At 76.2% G+C, this 12,672-nt stretch carries 13 protein-coding genes; 11 read left to right on the top strand and 2 right to left on the bottom strand.

Going from position 1 to position 12,672, the window contains the following annotated elements; translation table 11 throughout:
• The first annotated feature begins 13 nt into the window (after positions 1–13).
• The gene (locus CLV72_RS01250; protein WP_106237765.1) at positions 14–676 is read left to right on the top strand and encodes a hypothetical protein; all 663 of its coding nucleotides are present in this window, start codon (positions 14–16) and stop codon (positions 674–676) included.
• A 16-nt stretch (positions 677–692) separates the two neighbouring features.
• Here the strand turns inward: CLV72_RS01250 and CLV72_RS01245 are convergent, their stop codons facing one another.
• Positions 693–1,760, bottom strand: a complete 1,068-nt coding sequence (locus CLV72_RS01245) for an SGNH/GDSL hydrolase family protein (RefSeq protein WP_106237762.1) — start codon at positions 1,758–1,760, stop codon at positions 693–695.
• Between the two features lie 255 nt (positions 1,761–2,015).
• Between CLV72_RS01245 and uraD the strand changes: the two genes are divergently transcribed.
• From uraD to CLV72_RS01200, 9 genes are all read left to right on the top strand, one after another.
• A complete protein-coding gene (gene uraD / locus CLV72_RS01240) occupies positions 2,016–2,567 on the top strand; it encodes a 2-oxo-4-hydroxy-4-carboxy-5-ureidoimidazoline decarboxylase (RefSeq protein WP_245929799.1) in 552 nt (183 codons plus the stop codon).
• Complete coding sequence (gene uraH / locus CLV72_RS01235) at positions 2,564–2,902, top strand: hydroxyisourate hydrolase (RefSeq protein ID WP_106237758.1); 339 nt, start codon at positions 2,564–2,566, stop codon at positions 2,900–2,902. The genes uraD and uraH overlap by 4 nt, the downstream gene beginning before the upstream one ends.
• Before the next feature lie 2 nt (positions 2,903–2,904).
• The gene (gene pucL / locus CLV72_RS01230) at positions 2,905–3,798 is read left to right on the top strand and encodes a factor-independent urate hydroxylase (protein WP_106237755.1); all 894 of its coding nucleotides are present in this window, start codon (positions 2,905–2,907) and stop codon (positions 3,796–3,798) included.
• A 187-nt stretch (positions 3,799–3,985) separates the two neighbouring features.
• Complete coding sequence (locus CLV72_RS01225; protein WP_106237752.1) at positions 3,986–4,882, top strand: FAD binding domain-containing protein; 897 nt, start codon at positions 3,986–3,988, stop codon at positions 4,880–4,882.
• Complete coding sequence (locus CLV72_RS01220; protein ID WP_106237748.1) at positions 4,873–5,361, top strand: (2Fe-2S)-binding protein; 489 nt, start codon at positions 4,873–4,875, stop codon at positions 5,359–5,361. The genes CLV72_RS01225 and CLV72_RS01220 overlap by 10 nt, the downstream gene beginning before the upstream one ends.
• Positions 5,358–6,767 (top strand): 8-oxoguanine deaminase, encoded by a 1,410-nt coding sequence (locus tag CLV72_RS01215; RefSeq protein ID WP_106237744.1) that lies wholly within the window; start codon positions 5,358–5,360, stop codon positions 6,765–6,767. The genes CLV72_RS01220 and CLV72_RS01215 overlap by 4 nt, the downstream gene beginning before the upstream one ends.
• A 34-nt stretch (positions 6,768–6,801) precedes the next feature.
• Complete coding sequence (locus CLV72_RS01210; RefSeq protein WP_245929897.1) at positions 6,802–9,177, top strand: xanthine dehydrogenase family protein molybdopterin-binding subunit; 2,376 nt, start codon at positions 6,802–6,804, stop codon at positions 9,175–9,177.
• Positions 9,178–9,676: 499 nt separating this feature from the next.
• A complete protein-coding gene (locus tag CLV72_RS01205; RefSeq protein WP_342755653.1) occupies positions 9,677–10,060 on the top strand; it encodes an allophanate hydrolase-related protein in 384 nt (127 codons plus the stop codon).
• A 190-nt stretch (positions 10,061–10,250) separates the two neighbouring features.
• On the top strand, positions 10,251–10,745 hold the full coding sequence (locus CLV72_RS01200; protein WP_106237735.1) for a MarR family winged helix-turn-helix transcriptional regulator: 495 nt from the start codon (positions 10,251–10,253) through the stop codon (positions 10,743–10,745).
• 202 nt (positions 10,746–10,947) lie between these two features.
• Here the strand turns inward: CLV72_RS01200 and CLV72_RS01195 are convergent, their stop codons facing one another.
• Entirely contained in the window at positions 10,948–11,559 is a 612-nt protein-coding gene (locus CLV72_RS01195) for a DUF6506 family protein (RefSeq protein WP_146159310.1), read from the bottom strand.
• 161 nt (positions 11,560–11,720) lie between these two features.
• Here CLV72_RS01195 and CLV72_RS01190 point away from each other — a divergent pair, with 161 nt between their 5' ends.
• Positions 11,721–12,620 (top strand): NAD-dependent protein deacetylase, encoded by a 900-nt coding sequence (locus CLV72_RS01190; RefSeq protein WP_245929798.1) that lies wholly within the window; start codon positions 11,721–11,723, stop codon positions 12,618–12,620.
• Positions 12,621–12,672: the final 52 nt, after the last annotated feature.

Genomic DNA, 12,672 nt, shown 5'->3' with positions numbered 1-12,672 from the left:
GTGAGCAGACCCGTTGAACGCCGAGGGTGCCCAGCCCGCCGACCAGCTCCGGCCCGAGGGGCCGCAGAACCCCGAAGGCACCCGGCGGCGCAGGCGCCACTGGCTGCGGCTGGCCTGGCCGCTGCTGGTCCTGCCGGCCGCGGGCGGCTTCGTCGCCGCCGACACCTGGCTGGTGCGGCCGAGCGACGAGGTGCTCGCCGCGGAGACCGACATGTCGTCCATGTGCGAGCGGCCCTTCTACTTCCCCGAGGCGCCGGCCTACGGCGGTGAGGGGCCGCACCCGGTGCGGGTCTTCGCCGAGGCGCCCGGCGGCGGTGACGACGGCTTCCCCGTGGTGCCGCTGCACGTCAACGACCGCCCCGAGGCGGCCCAGCCCGGCTGGGCGGGCCAGGACGCCACCGCCGTCCAACTGGTGGCCTGCGCCGAGCTGACCGGCGAGACCAAGACGCCGCGACTGTGCGCGGAGTTCGGGGCGGGCCTGCCGCTGGCGGTGCCGGAGTACACCGTCACGCTGATGGAGGCGAGCACCCGCGCCGAGGTGGCGACGGTGGTGCTGGAGCCCGAGGCGGTCTGCCCGACGGAGGCCGAGGCGGACGTGGCGCTGGAGGCCGAGCAGGTGTACGCGCCCGTGCCGGCCGCCGCCTACGTCGAGGCGCTCGCACCCTACGTGGAGTAGCCGGGCGGCCGGTGCGCTAGCGCGGCGAGGGCGCGGCGGCCGCGCGGGCGTAGGCGGCCCTGCTCACCAGCAGCGGCCGGCCCGGGCCCAGCTCGACCTGCGCGGAGATGACCTGGCCGACGATGCGGTGGCCGACCGCGTTGGGGTGGAAGCTGCTGCGGTCCACCGTGATGCCGCCCTCCTCGCGGGAGGCGAGCACCACGCCGTTCAGCCACGGCTCGTCGGTGCCGACCTCGTGGCCGTCGAAGGCGTCGTAGGTGTCGACGAACTCCACGCTGCCCACGCCGTCGCCGGAGGTGCGCAGCTCGTCGGCCCGGCGCGCGGCCGCGCGCAGCCGCTCGTTGAACTCAGCGGCCATGGTGTTCATCCAGCGCTGGTCCTCGGGCGGCAGGGTGTAGTACCAGCCCTCGGGCTCGGGCGGGAACAGCCGCGGGTAGCCCACCAGCAGCACCCGCGCGTCCGGCGCCCGCTCGGCGACGACCGCCAGGATCTCGGCGAGCACCCCGTCCAGCACGTCCATCCGCTCGATGATCTCCGCCTCCTGGGCGGCGCAGGCGTCGGCGTCCACGAAGGGCAGCCGCACCATGCAGGTGCGCAGCACCGGGACGAAGCCGAGGTCGTTGCCGCCCACGCCCAGGGTGACCAGGCTGGTGCCGGCCTCCAGCCGGTCGAGCTGGGAGTCGGCGCCGCCGAGCTGGTCCAGCATCCCCTGCCCGCGCTGGCCGCTGCAGGCCCAGAAGCCCAGGCCGCCGGCGAAGGCGTGCACCTCGGCGACCCGGTGCGGATAGGCGTTGTCGGAGCGCCAGCAGCCGCCGTCGCGCGCGGTGCCCGGGGCGTAGGAGTCGGCGCCGTCGCCGGAGGAGTAGGAGTCGCCCAGGGCGAGGTAGCCGCCCCAGACGGCCGCCTCGGCCGGCGCCAGCTCGATCCGCCAGTCGGGCGGCGAGCCGCTCGCCTCGGGCTCCGGCGGGCGGAGCACCGGCGCCTCGCCCGGCAGGGTCAGCAGCACCGCGACGAGGGCCAGCACGAGCGCCACCGACGCCCCGGCGATGACGTACACCCTCATGCCGAGGCCAGGCAGCCGCACCGTCGCCCTCCCCGATCGATCGTGCCCGCGAACCGCTTCCACGGTACCGGCCGGGGGCGGTGGCGGACGGGCACGTTTCGCGGTGGGCGCGGCGCGGTACGGCACGCACATGTCACCACACCGGGATTTACCAGACCGAAACCTGGCGGAAAGCGCGATTTCGTCCCGGGTCGGGGACAGTCATGTCATGCGATCAGGCACCGCTCCCGGCCCCCGCCGCGCCATTGCGCCGCCCGCCGACGGCTGGAGGACCGCTTGACCTTCCCGTCCGCCGACTCCGCCGACGTCCTGCCGCTGCCCGCGTTCAACGGCCTGCCGGACGACGAGTGCGAGCGGGAGCTGCTGGCCTGCTGCGCCTCCCCGCCGTGGGCGGCGCGGGTGGCCGCCGGCCGCCCCTACGGCACCGCCGGCGCGCTGGCCGCCGCCTCCGACGCCGCGCTGGCCGAACTCGACTGGGAGCAGGTCGAGGCGGCGCTGGCCGCCCACCCCCGCATCGGCGAGCGCGCGGCCGGCGCCGACCGCGCCGCGGCGTGGTCCCGGCGCGAGCAGAGCGGCGCCGACGACGCCGGCTCCCGCCTCCAGGCCGAACTGGTCGAGGGCAACCGCGCCTACGAGGAGCGCTTCGGCCACGTCTTCCTGATCTGCGCCACCGGCCGCAGCGCCGCCGAGATGCTGGCCGCGCTGCGCGAGCGCCTCGGCAACGACCCCGCGGCCGAGCGGCCCGTGGTCCGCGAGGAACTGCGCCGGATCACCCGCATCCGCCTCGGCCGGCTGGTCGGGCCGACACCCCCGGAGGAGGGCCGGTGAGCGCCACCGTCTCCACCCACGTCCTGGACGCCCGGGTGGGCGCCCCCGCCCGCGGGCTGGCGGTCCGGCTGGAGCCGTGCGGTCCCGGCGGGGCGCCGCTGGCCGAGGGCCGCACCGACGGCGACGGGCGGCTGCGCGACTGGCACGACCCCGCCGCGGTGGACCCCGGCGACTTCCGGCTGGTCTTCGACACCGGCGGCTACTTCGCCGCCCTCGGCGTCGCCGCCTTCTACCCGGAGGTCGCGGTCGCCTTCACCGTCACCGAGGCAGGCGGCCACTACCACGTGCCGCTGCTGCTGAGCCCGTTCGCGTACTCCACCTACCGAGGGAGCTGAGCTTGGGCATCGTGCTGGGGCCGAACCGCTACGGCAAGGCCGAGGTGCGGCTGGTGCACGTCGAGCGGGGCGCGGAGCGGCACCGGGTCACCGACCTCACCGTGGGCATCGCCCTGTCCGGCGAACTCACCGAGACCCACCTGACCGGCGACAACTCCCGGGTGCTGCCGACGGACTCGCAGAAGAACACCGTGTACGCCTTCGCCCGCGAGTTCGGCGTCGGCACGCCCGAGACCTTCGCGCTCCGGCTGGCCCGGCACTTCACCGACACGGTCGAGGCGGTGCGGCAGGCGCGGGTGTCGGTGGAGCAGCACGCCTGGCAGCGCACCGGCGGGCGGCCGCACTCCTTCTCCCGCGCCGGCGGCGAGGCGCGCACCGCGACCGTCACCTGCCGGCGCGAGCCGGGCGGGCCGCCCGCGGCCTGGACCGTGTCGGGGCTGAGCGGGCTGACCGTCCTGAACACCAGCGGCTCGGAGTTCCGCGGCTTCCCGCGCGACCGCTACACCACCCTCGCAGAGACCGGTGACCGGCTGCTCGCCACCTCGGTGGACGCCCGCTGGCGGCACACCGCCACCGAGCCCGACCCCGACGCGGCCCCCGACTGGGACGCCTCCCACACCGCGGCCCGCGAGCTGCTGCTGGCCGCCTTCGCCGACACCTACAGCCGCTCCCTCCAGCAGACCCTGTACGCGATGGGCCAGACCCTGCTGCGCGAGCGGCCCGAACTCGCCGAGGTGCGGCTCTCGCTGCCCAACCGGCACCACTTCCTGGTCGACCTGGACCCCTTCGGTCTCGACAACCCCGGCGAGGTCTTCTACGCGGCCGACCGCCCCTACGGGCTGATCGAGGGCACCGTGCTGCGCGACGAGCTTCCCACCGTGGATTTCTGCTGGTGAGGGCAGCGGTGGGATATGACGGGCCGGACCCGGCCGGCGGGGCGGGTGCGGGACACGGGGATCGGAACGGGACGCGCCGCCGGGCGGCCGGCGGCGGTGGAGGCGGCGTGAGAGCAGCGGACGGCATCGGGAGTGCGGCGGCGGGCGCGCGGGGGCGGCGGCCGTGAGCGCGTCCGGAGGCGGCGGCATGGAGTTCCTGCGCCCGGCCGACTGGGACGAGGCGCTGGCCATGCGGGCGGAGCTGCCCGGCGCGCGGCCGCTGATGGGCGGCACCGACGTGATGGTGGAGCTGAACGCGTCCGGCAGCGAGTTCGGCCGCCCGGCCGAGCTGCCCGAGGCGCTGATCGACCTGTCCGGCCTGCCCGAGCCGCGCGGCCACGGGCCCGACGGCGGCTGGCTGCGGCTGGGCGCCGGGGTGCCCTACACCAGGATCGTGGCCGAGCTGGCCGCGCGGGCGCCCGCGCTGGCCGCGGCGGCGCGCACCATCGGCTCACCGCAGATCCGCAACCGCGGCACCGTCGGCGGCAACCTGGGGGCCGCGTCGCCCGCGGGCGACGCCCACCCGCCGCTGCTCGCCACGGACGCGCAGGTCGAGCTGGCCTCCCGCGGCGAGGTGCGCCGGGTGCCGGCCCGCGACTTCTACCTGGCACCGCGCCGCACCGAGCTGCGCCCCGACGAGCTGATCGCCGCGGTGCTGCTGCCGCCGGCCGCCGGGCCGCAGCGCTTCGCCAAGGTCGGCACCCGCAACGCGATGGTGATCGCGGTCTGCTCCTTCGCGATCGAGCTGCGGCCAGCGCTCGGCGAGGTCGGCACCGGCATCGGCTCGGCCGGACCCGTCCCGCTGCGGGCGCACGAGGCCGAGGATTTCCTGCGGGCGGAGCTGGCCGACCGCTGGGAGGCGCGGCGGCCGCTGCCCGAGGCGGTGGAGCGCCGCTTCGGCGAGCTGGCCGCGCGGGCGGCCCGGCCCATCGACGACGTGCGCGGCAGCGCCGCCTACCGGCGGCACGCCGTGGGCGTGCTGGCGCGTCGCACGCTCCGCTGGGCGTGGGAGGACTACCGGAAGGGAGCGGACCCGTGCGGGTGAGCTTCGAGGTCAACGGCCGCCCGGTGCGGGCCGACGACGTGTGGGCGGGCGAGAGCCTGCTGTACGTGCTGCGCGAGCGGCTGGGGCTGCCGGGCAGCAAGAACGCCTGCGAGCAGGGCGAGTGCGGCTCGTGCACGGTGTACCTGGACGGCGAGACGGTGTGCGCCTGCCTGGTGGCGGCCGGGCAGGCCGAGGGCCGCTCGGTCCGCACCGTCGAGGGCCTGGCCGACGGCGAGGCGCTGGACCCGGTGCAGAGCGCCTTCGTGGACGCGGGCGCGGTGCAGTGCGGCTTCTGCACCCCCGGCCTGCTGGTGCAGACCCACGACCTGCTCCGCCGCACCGTGGGCGCGGGCGGGCAGCCGCCCGGCGACGACGAGGTCCGCGAGGCGCTGGCCGGGAACCTGTGCCGCTGCACCGGCTACGAGCAGATCCTGGCCGCGGTGCGGCTGGCCGCCGAGCGGGCGGGGGGCGCGGCGTGAGCGGCCCCGTCGTGATCGAGGGCGCGCACATCGCGCCGGTGTCGGGCCCCGACTTCCCCGACGGGCACCTGGTGGCGGTCGACGGCCGGATCGCGTCGGTGGGGCCGGGTCCCGCGCCCGAGCTGCCGGGGGCCCGCCGGGTGGACGGGCGGGGCCGCCTGCTCACCCCCGGCCTGGTCAACACCCACCACCACCTCTACCAGTGGGCCACCCAGGGCATGGCGCAGAGCGCCACCCTGTTCGAGTGGCTGGTCGAGCTGTACCCGGTGTGGGCCCGCATCGACGCCGAGGTCTCGCGCGGCACCGCGCTGGCCGGGCTGTCGTGGCTGGCGCTGTCGGGCTGCACCACCGCCGCCGACCACCTCTACGTGTTCCCGTCCGGGCGCGGCGACCTGCTGGCCGCCGAGATCGAGGCCGCTGCGCAGGTCGGCCTGCGCTTCCACCCCAGCCGCGGCTCGATGGACCGGGGCCGCTCCGAGGGCGGCCTGCCGCCCGACGAGATCGTGGAGACCACCGAGGGGGCGCTGCGCGCCACCCAGGACGCGATCGACGCCCACCACGACCCCTCGCCCGGCGCCATGGTCCGTGTCGCCGTCGCACCCTGCTCGCCCTTCTCGGCCAGCCCCCGGCTGATGACCCAGGCGGCCGAACTGGCCCGCGCCGCGGGCGTGCGGCTGCACACCCACCTCGCCGAGACGCTGGACGAGGAGGAGCAGTGCCGCCGCGAGTTCGGCCTGCCACCGGTCGCCTACGCCGAGAAGCTGGGCTGGCTCGGCCCCGACGTCTGGCTCGCCCACGGCGTGCACCTGTCCGACGACGCCCTCGCCCGGCTCGCCGCCACCGGCACCGGCGTCGCGCACTGCCCCAGCTCCAACGCCCGGCTCGGCGCGGGCATCGCCCGCGTCACCGAACTGCTGCGCGCCGGGGTCCCCGTCGGCCTGGGCGTGGACGGCGCCGCCTCCAGCGAACTGACCCCGCTCGCGGGCGAGCTGCGCCAAGCCCTGCTGATGGCCAGGGCCCGGCTCGGCCCGACCGCGCTGGACGCCCGCGAGGCACTCCGGATCGGCACCCTGGGCGGCGCCCGCTGCCTGGGCCGCGAGGACGAGATCGGCTCACTCGAACCGGGCAAGCTCGCCGACCTCGCCCTGTGGCGAGTCGACGGCTTCGGCGCGGACGTGATCGCCGACCCGGTGGCCGCCCTCGTCTTCGGCCCCGTCCCGCCACTGGACCTGCTGCTGGTGGGCGGCCGCACCGTGGTGGAGCGCGGTGAGCTGCGCACCGTCTCCGCGCAGGAGGCCGCGAGCGCCGGGGCCGCGGCGCACCGCAGGCTCCTCCGGGGGTGGCGGGGGGATGAGCGCGACCAGCGCCCGCACGGAAGGCGGATCGCCCGTGACAGCGTCCAGTGAGACCCGCGCACCGGCCGCGCCCGCCGCGCCCCCGGTGCCCGCCGACCCGGCCGAGCGCGGCGGGGTCCGGCACGGCGTGGGCACCGACGCGCCGCGGCCAGACGGCGTGCTGAAGGTGACCGGCGAGTTCGCCTACTCCTCCGACCTGTGGGCCGACGACATGCTGTGGGGCGCCACCCTGCGCAGCCCGCACCCGCACGCGCGGATCCGGGGCATCGACCTCACCGAGGCGGTGCGGCTGCCCGGCGTGTACGCGGTGCTCACCCACGAGGACGTGCCCGGCGCCAAGTACTACGGCCTGGAGCGCGCCGACCAGCCGGTGCTGGCCGACGGGAAGGTGCGCTACCAGGGCGAGCCCGTCGCGATCGTGGCCGCCGACCACCCGGAGACGGCGCGGCGCGCGATGATGCGCATCGCCGTCGACTACGAGGTGCTCGAACCCGTCTCCGACGCGCGCCGCGCCGCCTTCGACCCGGCCTGCCCGCCGGTGCACGGCCCCGCCGCCCCGCCTGAGCCCGGCGGGGCGGCGCGCCCGGCCAATGTCGTCCGGTACCAGCCGGTGCGCACCGGCGCCTTCGCCGCCGGGGCGGGCCTGGACGAGGTGCGGGCGCAGGCCGATGTGATCGTCACCGGCGAGTACCAGGTCGGCATGCAGGACCAGGCCTTCCTCGGCCCCGAGTCGGGCCTGGCGGTCCCGGCGGCCGACGGCGGCGTGGACCTCTACGTCGCCACCCAGTGGCTGCACGTCGACCAGTCGCAGCTGGCGCCGTGCCTGGGCCTGCCGCCGGAGAAGGTGCGGCTGAACCTGGCCGGGGTGGGCGGCGCCTTCGGCGCCCGCGAGGACCTGTCCATGCAGGCGCACGCCTGCCTGCTGGCGCTGCGCACCGGGCGGCCGGTGAAGATGGTCTACCACCGCGAGGAGTCCTTCTTCGGCCACGTGCACCGGCACCCGGCCACCATGCGCTACGAGCACGGTGCCCGCGCCGACGGCACCCTCGTCTTCGCCACCATGGAGATCGTGCTGGACGGCGGCGCGTACGCGTCGACCACCTCGGCCGTGGTCGGGGTGGCGTCCTCGATGGCGGTGGGCCCCTACGAGGTGCCGAACGTGCGGGTGGACGCCTACGGCGTGTACACCAACAACCCGCCGTGCGGCGCGATGCGCGGCTTCGGTGCGGTGCAGGCGTGCTTCGGCTACGAGTCGCAGATGGACCGGCTGGCCGAGGCGCTGGGCATGCACCCGGTGGAGCTGCGGATCCGCAATGCGATGTCCGAGGGCTCGCGCACCGCCACCGGGCAACCGGTGGACATGCCGCTGCCGATGGCCGACATGCTGGCGCGCGCCCGCGCGCTGCCGCCGCCCGCGGAGCCGGAGACCGGACCCGGCACGGACCCGCGGCGGCTGCCGGGCGGCGTCGCCGGCACCACCCGGGGCGAGGGCGTGGTGCGCGGCGTCGGCTACGGCGTGGGCATCAAGAACATCTGCTACTCGGAGTCCTTCGACGACTACTCCACCGCGCGGGTCCGGCTGGAGCTGGTGGGCGGCGAGCCCGCCGTGCAGGTGCACACCGCCGCCGCCGAGGTGGGCCAGGGCCTGGTCACCGTCCAGCAGCAGGTGGCCAGGACCGAGCTGGGCGTGGAGCGGGTGGTGGTGCGCCCCGCCGACACCGCGGTGGGCTCCTCGGGCTCCTCGTCGGCCTCCCGCCAGTCCTACATGACCGGCGGCGCGGTCAAGGCCGCGTGCGAGGCGGTGCGCGAGGCCGTCTTCCGGCTGGCCCGCGAGCGCGGCCTGCCGCCCGGCGCCGACGACGCGCTGGAGCTGCGCGGCGGCGCGGTCGTGACGCGGCTGGGCGCGGTGGTGGCGGAGCTGGCCGAGCTGCTGGCCGACACCGCCGTGGAGGAGACCCGCGTCTTCCGGCACCGCCCCACCCGGCCGATGGACCCGCTGACCGGGCAGGGCGACGCGCACGTCCAGTTCGCGATGTGCGTGCACCGCGCCGTGGTGGACGTCGACACCGAACTCGGCCTGGTCCGGGTGGTCGAATTGGCGGCCGTCCAGGACGTGGGCCGCGCGCTCAACCCCCTGCAGCTCGCCGGCCAGATCCACGGCGGCTCCGCCCAGGGCCTGGGCCTGGCCCTGATGGAGGAGGTGCAGGTGCGCGACGCCGCCGTGCGCAACCCGTCCTTCACCGACTACCTGATCCCCACCATCCTGGACATGCCGCCCATGCGCGTCGAGATCCTGGAGCACCCCGACCCGCACGCCCCGTACGGCCTGCGCGGCGCCGGCGAACCGCCCACCCTGTCCTCGACCCCCGCCATCATCGCCGCCATCCGCGCCGCCACCGGCCGCCCGCTCGCCCACGCCCCGGTCCGCCCCGAGGACATCGTGGGCCTGCCGGTACCGTGACATCGGGCAGCGGCGCCCGCTCCGGCCGCCGGGACCGGGGCCGACCCGTTCCCGCCGCCGAGGCCACCGGAGCCGGGCGGCCCGTTCCCGCTCCCCGGCGCGCCGGCCGGCAAGCCCCGCCGCAGCGCCGCCGACCGAGCAGCGCCGCCGAGCCGAGGGGGAACCCGCCCCACCACCGCGGACCCACCGCGACCAGGGCTCACGGCTCACGCCCAAGACAGCCCCGCCGGCCCGCGACCTGCTTCTCCTTCCCCCGCCCTCCCTGGGGGGCTCCCCTGCATCCATCCTCCCGCCCTGGGGTGCGCGGCGCGAGGGGTTACCCGCGGGTTGTGGATAAATGAGCACGCGGACCCGCCCCTGTGGACGGTCGCACCGCCGCGAACCCACCGGCCGAGTAAGCGCGACCGACCTGAGAGACACCCGCCCGCACCAGCCGACCCACCCACCGAGCACAGCCCAGGTCTGTCGTCCCGACTCGACGGAGGTTTCCGTGCCCCACATGTTCCTCAACGGCGGCGCCATGCGCGGCGGCGAGCTGCACCACCTGCTTGAGGGCGCGCCGCTGCTGGCCGAGACCCGCACCGCCCCCCGCTACCGCTTCTTCAGCGTCGGCGACCGCTTCCCCGGCCTCCGGCCCGTCACCGAGGGCGGCGCGAGCATCGCCGGCGAGCTGTACGACCTCGGCTGGGAGCTGCTGCGCGAGCGCCTGCTCCCCGCCGAACCCCCCGAACTCGAACTCGGCGTCATCGAGCTCGCCGACGGCTCCCCGTCCCTCGCCATGCTGCTGCGCCGCCCGTACACCCCGGCCGCGCCCCTCACCGACATCACCGCGACCGCCGACTGGCGCGCGCATCTGCGGACGCTGGGCGAGCGGCCCCGCTGAGCGGACGGGCCGGCGAACGGCTCCGCGAAGCGCCGGAGACGTCCGGGCGGTTCCTCGGCCCGATGAGGTCTCCGTCAGAGCCGGCGCGGTGGATGAACCGCGGCGTCGGGGCGCTGGGTAGGGTGTGCTGCCGTGGGCCGGGGAGGCCGTTTCAGAGCTTCCGTCGGGGCGTCGCCTGGTGAGGAGAGCGATGGCGGAGGACTCGATCGACCGCATGGTCGGCGAGTGGGCGCGCAGCGCCCCCGAACTGGACGCCGGGGTGCTACACGTCGTCGGGCGGCTGTTCCGGTCCGCCGAGATCGGGCAGCGCATGATCGCTGAGGCGCTGCGGTCGCTCGGCCTCAGCTACGGCGACTTCGACGTGCTGAACACCCTGCGCCGGCGCGGCGAGCCCGCGGGCACCAAGCCGACGGAGCTGGCGCGGTCGTCGCTGATCACCTCAGGGGCGATGACGGCGCGGCTGGACCGCCTCGACCGCCTCGGCCTGGTCAGGCGCGAGCGCGACCCCGACGACCGCAGGGGCGTCCTCGTCCACCTCACCGAGAGGGGCGAACGCGTCGCCGAGCAGGCCCTGGACGCCGTGCTCGCCGCCGACGAGCGCTTCCTCGCGCCGCTGGACGCGGACCGGCGCGCCCAACTGGCCGCCATCCTGAAGCCTCTGTTGCTGCACCACGAGTCCGGGTGAGCGCCTGGGCACGCGGACGGGGCGCGACGGACGGCGCCGCCATCGCGCCGCGCCGTCCGTCAACCGCCCCGTCCACAGCGGTGCCCGCCGCGGCCCGGTCGTCCACAACCCGCGGGTAACCCTCCCCTACGCGCACCGAATCGCGAGAGGCTTGAGGGGAGGGTGGCCCCCTGGGTGGGCGGGGCAACAACTCACGGCTCCGCTACGAACCGGTCGATTCCTGCGCCGCTTCGAAGGCCGCCTTGAAGGCGGCCGCTCCGTCGATCGATTCGAAGGGGAAGGCGACCAGGCTGACCGCCGCCCGGCCGCCGAGGGCCCGCTGGACGTGCCGGGCGGTGGTCAGCGGGGTGCCGCCGCAGATCTCGACCAGGTCGGCGCCGGCGTCGACCAGCTCGGCCGCCGCCTGCGCGGCCGCGGCGGGATTCGGAGCGCCGAGCACGGTCGTGCGGGTGCCGTCGGCGTGCTCCCGGACCACCCGCTGCACCGCCGGATCGGCCTCGGCGTCGGCGTAGATCGTCACCGAGTGGCCGATGCTGCCGGGCGCCGTGCCGAAACCGTAGCCGGCGACGCCGACGGGCACCCGCCCGTCCACCGCCTCGATGACCTCGCCCGCCGACTCCAGGTCGAAGCCGCGGTACAGCTCGATCAGCCGGACGCCGGCCCGCACCTGCTCGTCGGCCACCCGTGCCGCCGCCGCGCCGTCGGGCGCCCACACCAGCAGCGTCCGCCCGCCGCCGTGCTCGTGCACGACCCGGTCGGTCACCGGATCGGCCCCGTTCTGCAGGAAGATGAACATCTCGCCCACCTCAGCCATGATCCACACTCCAAAGTAGCTTGGTGTTGAATTACTTACTACCAAGCTAAATGTGGACGGCCGGCGGTCTATTCCGCCGCACCGCCGCCCGTCGAGGCCCTGCCGGCCCGACCGGGCGCCCGGTCGTCCGCGGCACCGGTCGCCTCGGGCACCATGGAGGGATGGAACGGCTGACGGACGGCATGGCCGGCGGTGCGCTGGAGGCTCCCGCCCTCCCGGGCGCGGCCGTCGGCGCCCCTCTCCGGACGCTGGCGGACCTGGTGGCCGACGGCGAGGTGGTGGTGCTCAGCGGGGCCGGCCTGTCGACCGAGTCGGGCATCCCCGACTACCGCGGCGAGACCGGCCGCCGCCACCGCGCCACCCCGATGACGTACCAGACCTTCGTCGGCAGCGCCGCCGCGCGCAGGCGCTACTGGGCGCGCAGCCACCTGGGCTGGCGGCATGTCTCCGACGCCGCCCCCAACGCCGGCCACCGCGCCGTCGCGGCGCTCCAGCGGCGCGGGCTGCTCGGCGGGATCATCACCCAGAACGTGGACGGTCTGCACCAGGCCGCGGGCGCACGGGACGTGGTCGAGCTGCACGGCGCCCTCGACCGGGTCCGCTGCCTGGGCTGCGGCCGCCGCAGCCCCCGCCGCCTGCTCGACCAGCGCCTGCGCGCCGCCAACGCCGACTGGCGGGTCGAGGCGGCGGCGGTCAACCCCGACGGCGACGCCGTGCTCACCGACGACCAGGTGGCGGGCTTCCAGATCGTGGACTGCCACGGCTGCGGCGGTGTGCTCAAGCCCGACGTCATCTTCTTCGGCGAGAACGTGCCGCGTGCCCGGGTGCAGGAGTGCTACGCCCTCACCGAGCGCGCCGCCCTGCTGCTCGTCCTCGGCTCTTCGCTCACCGTCATGTCCGGCTACCGCTTCGTCCGCCACGCCGCCGAGCGCGCCATCCCCGTCGCCATCGTCAACCAGGGCCCTACCCGGGGCGACTCCCACGCCCTGCTCACCCTCGACGCCCCGCTCGGCGCCACCCTCACCGCCCTGCTCTCCGCGCTCGGCCCGCCCCGGCCGTGATCTCGGCCACCCGTCGCGTGCCCTTCGCCCCGGTACGGCGCTGACACGCTGC

The organism is Allonocardiopsis opalescens (genome assembly GCF_003002095.1).
GTDB lineage: Bacteria > Actinomycetota > Actinomycetes > Streptosporangiales > Streptosporangiaceae > Allonocardiopsis > Allonocardiopsis opalescens.
Note: the sequence above shows the minus strand (reverse complement) of the source record. Positions and strands in the feature narration are given on the sequence as shown.

Bases quoted from the DNA above. Each gene is read 5' to 3' on its own strand.
- CLV72_RS01225 (WP_106237752.1), top strand. From the start codon at position 3,986: ATGGAGTTCCTGCGCCCGGCCGACTGGGACGAGGCGCTGGCCATGCGG.
- CLV72_RS01205 (WP_342755653.1), top strand. From the start codon at position 9,677: ATGTTCCTCAACGGCGGCGCCATGCGCGGCGGCGAGCTGCACCACCTG.
- CLV72_RS01200 (WP_106237735.1), top strand. From the start codon at position 10,251: ATGGCGGAGGACTCGATCGACCGCATGGTCGGCGAGTGGGCGCGCAGC.
- CLV72_RS01195 (WP_146159310.1), bottom strand. From the start codon at position 11,559: ATGGCTGAGGTGGGCGAGATGTTCATCTTCCTGCAGAACGGGGCCGAT.
- CLV72_RS01190 (WP_245929798.1), top strand. From the start codon at position 11,721: ATGGAACGGCTGACGGACGGCATGGCCGGCGGTGCGCTGGAGGCTCCC.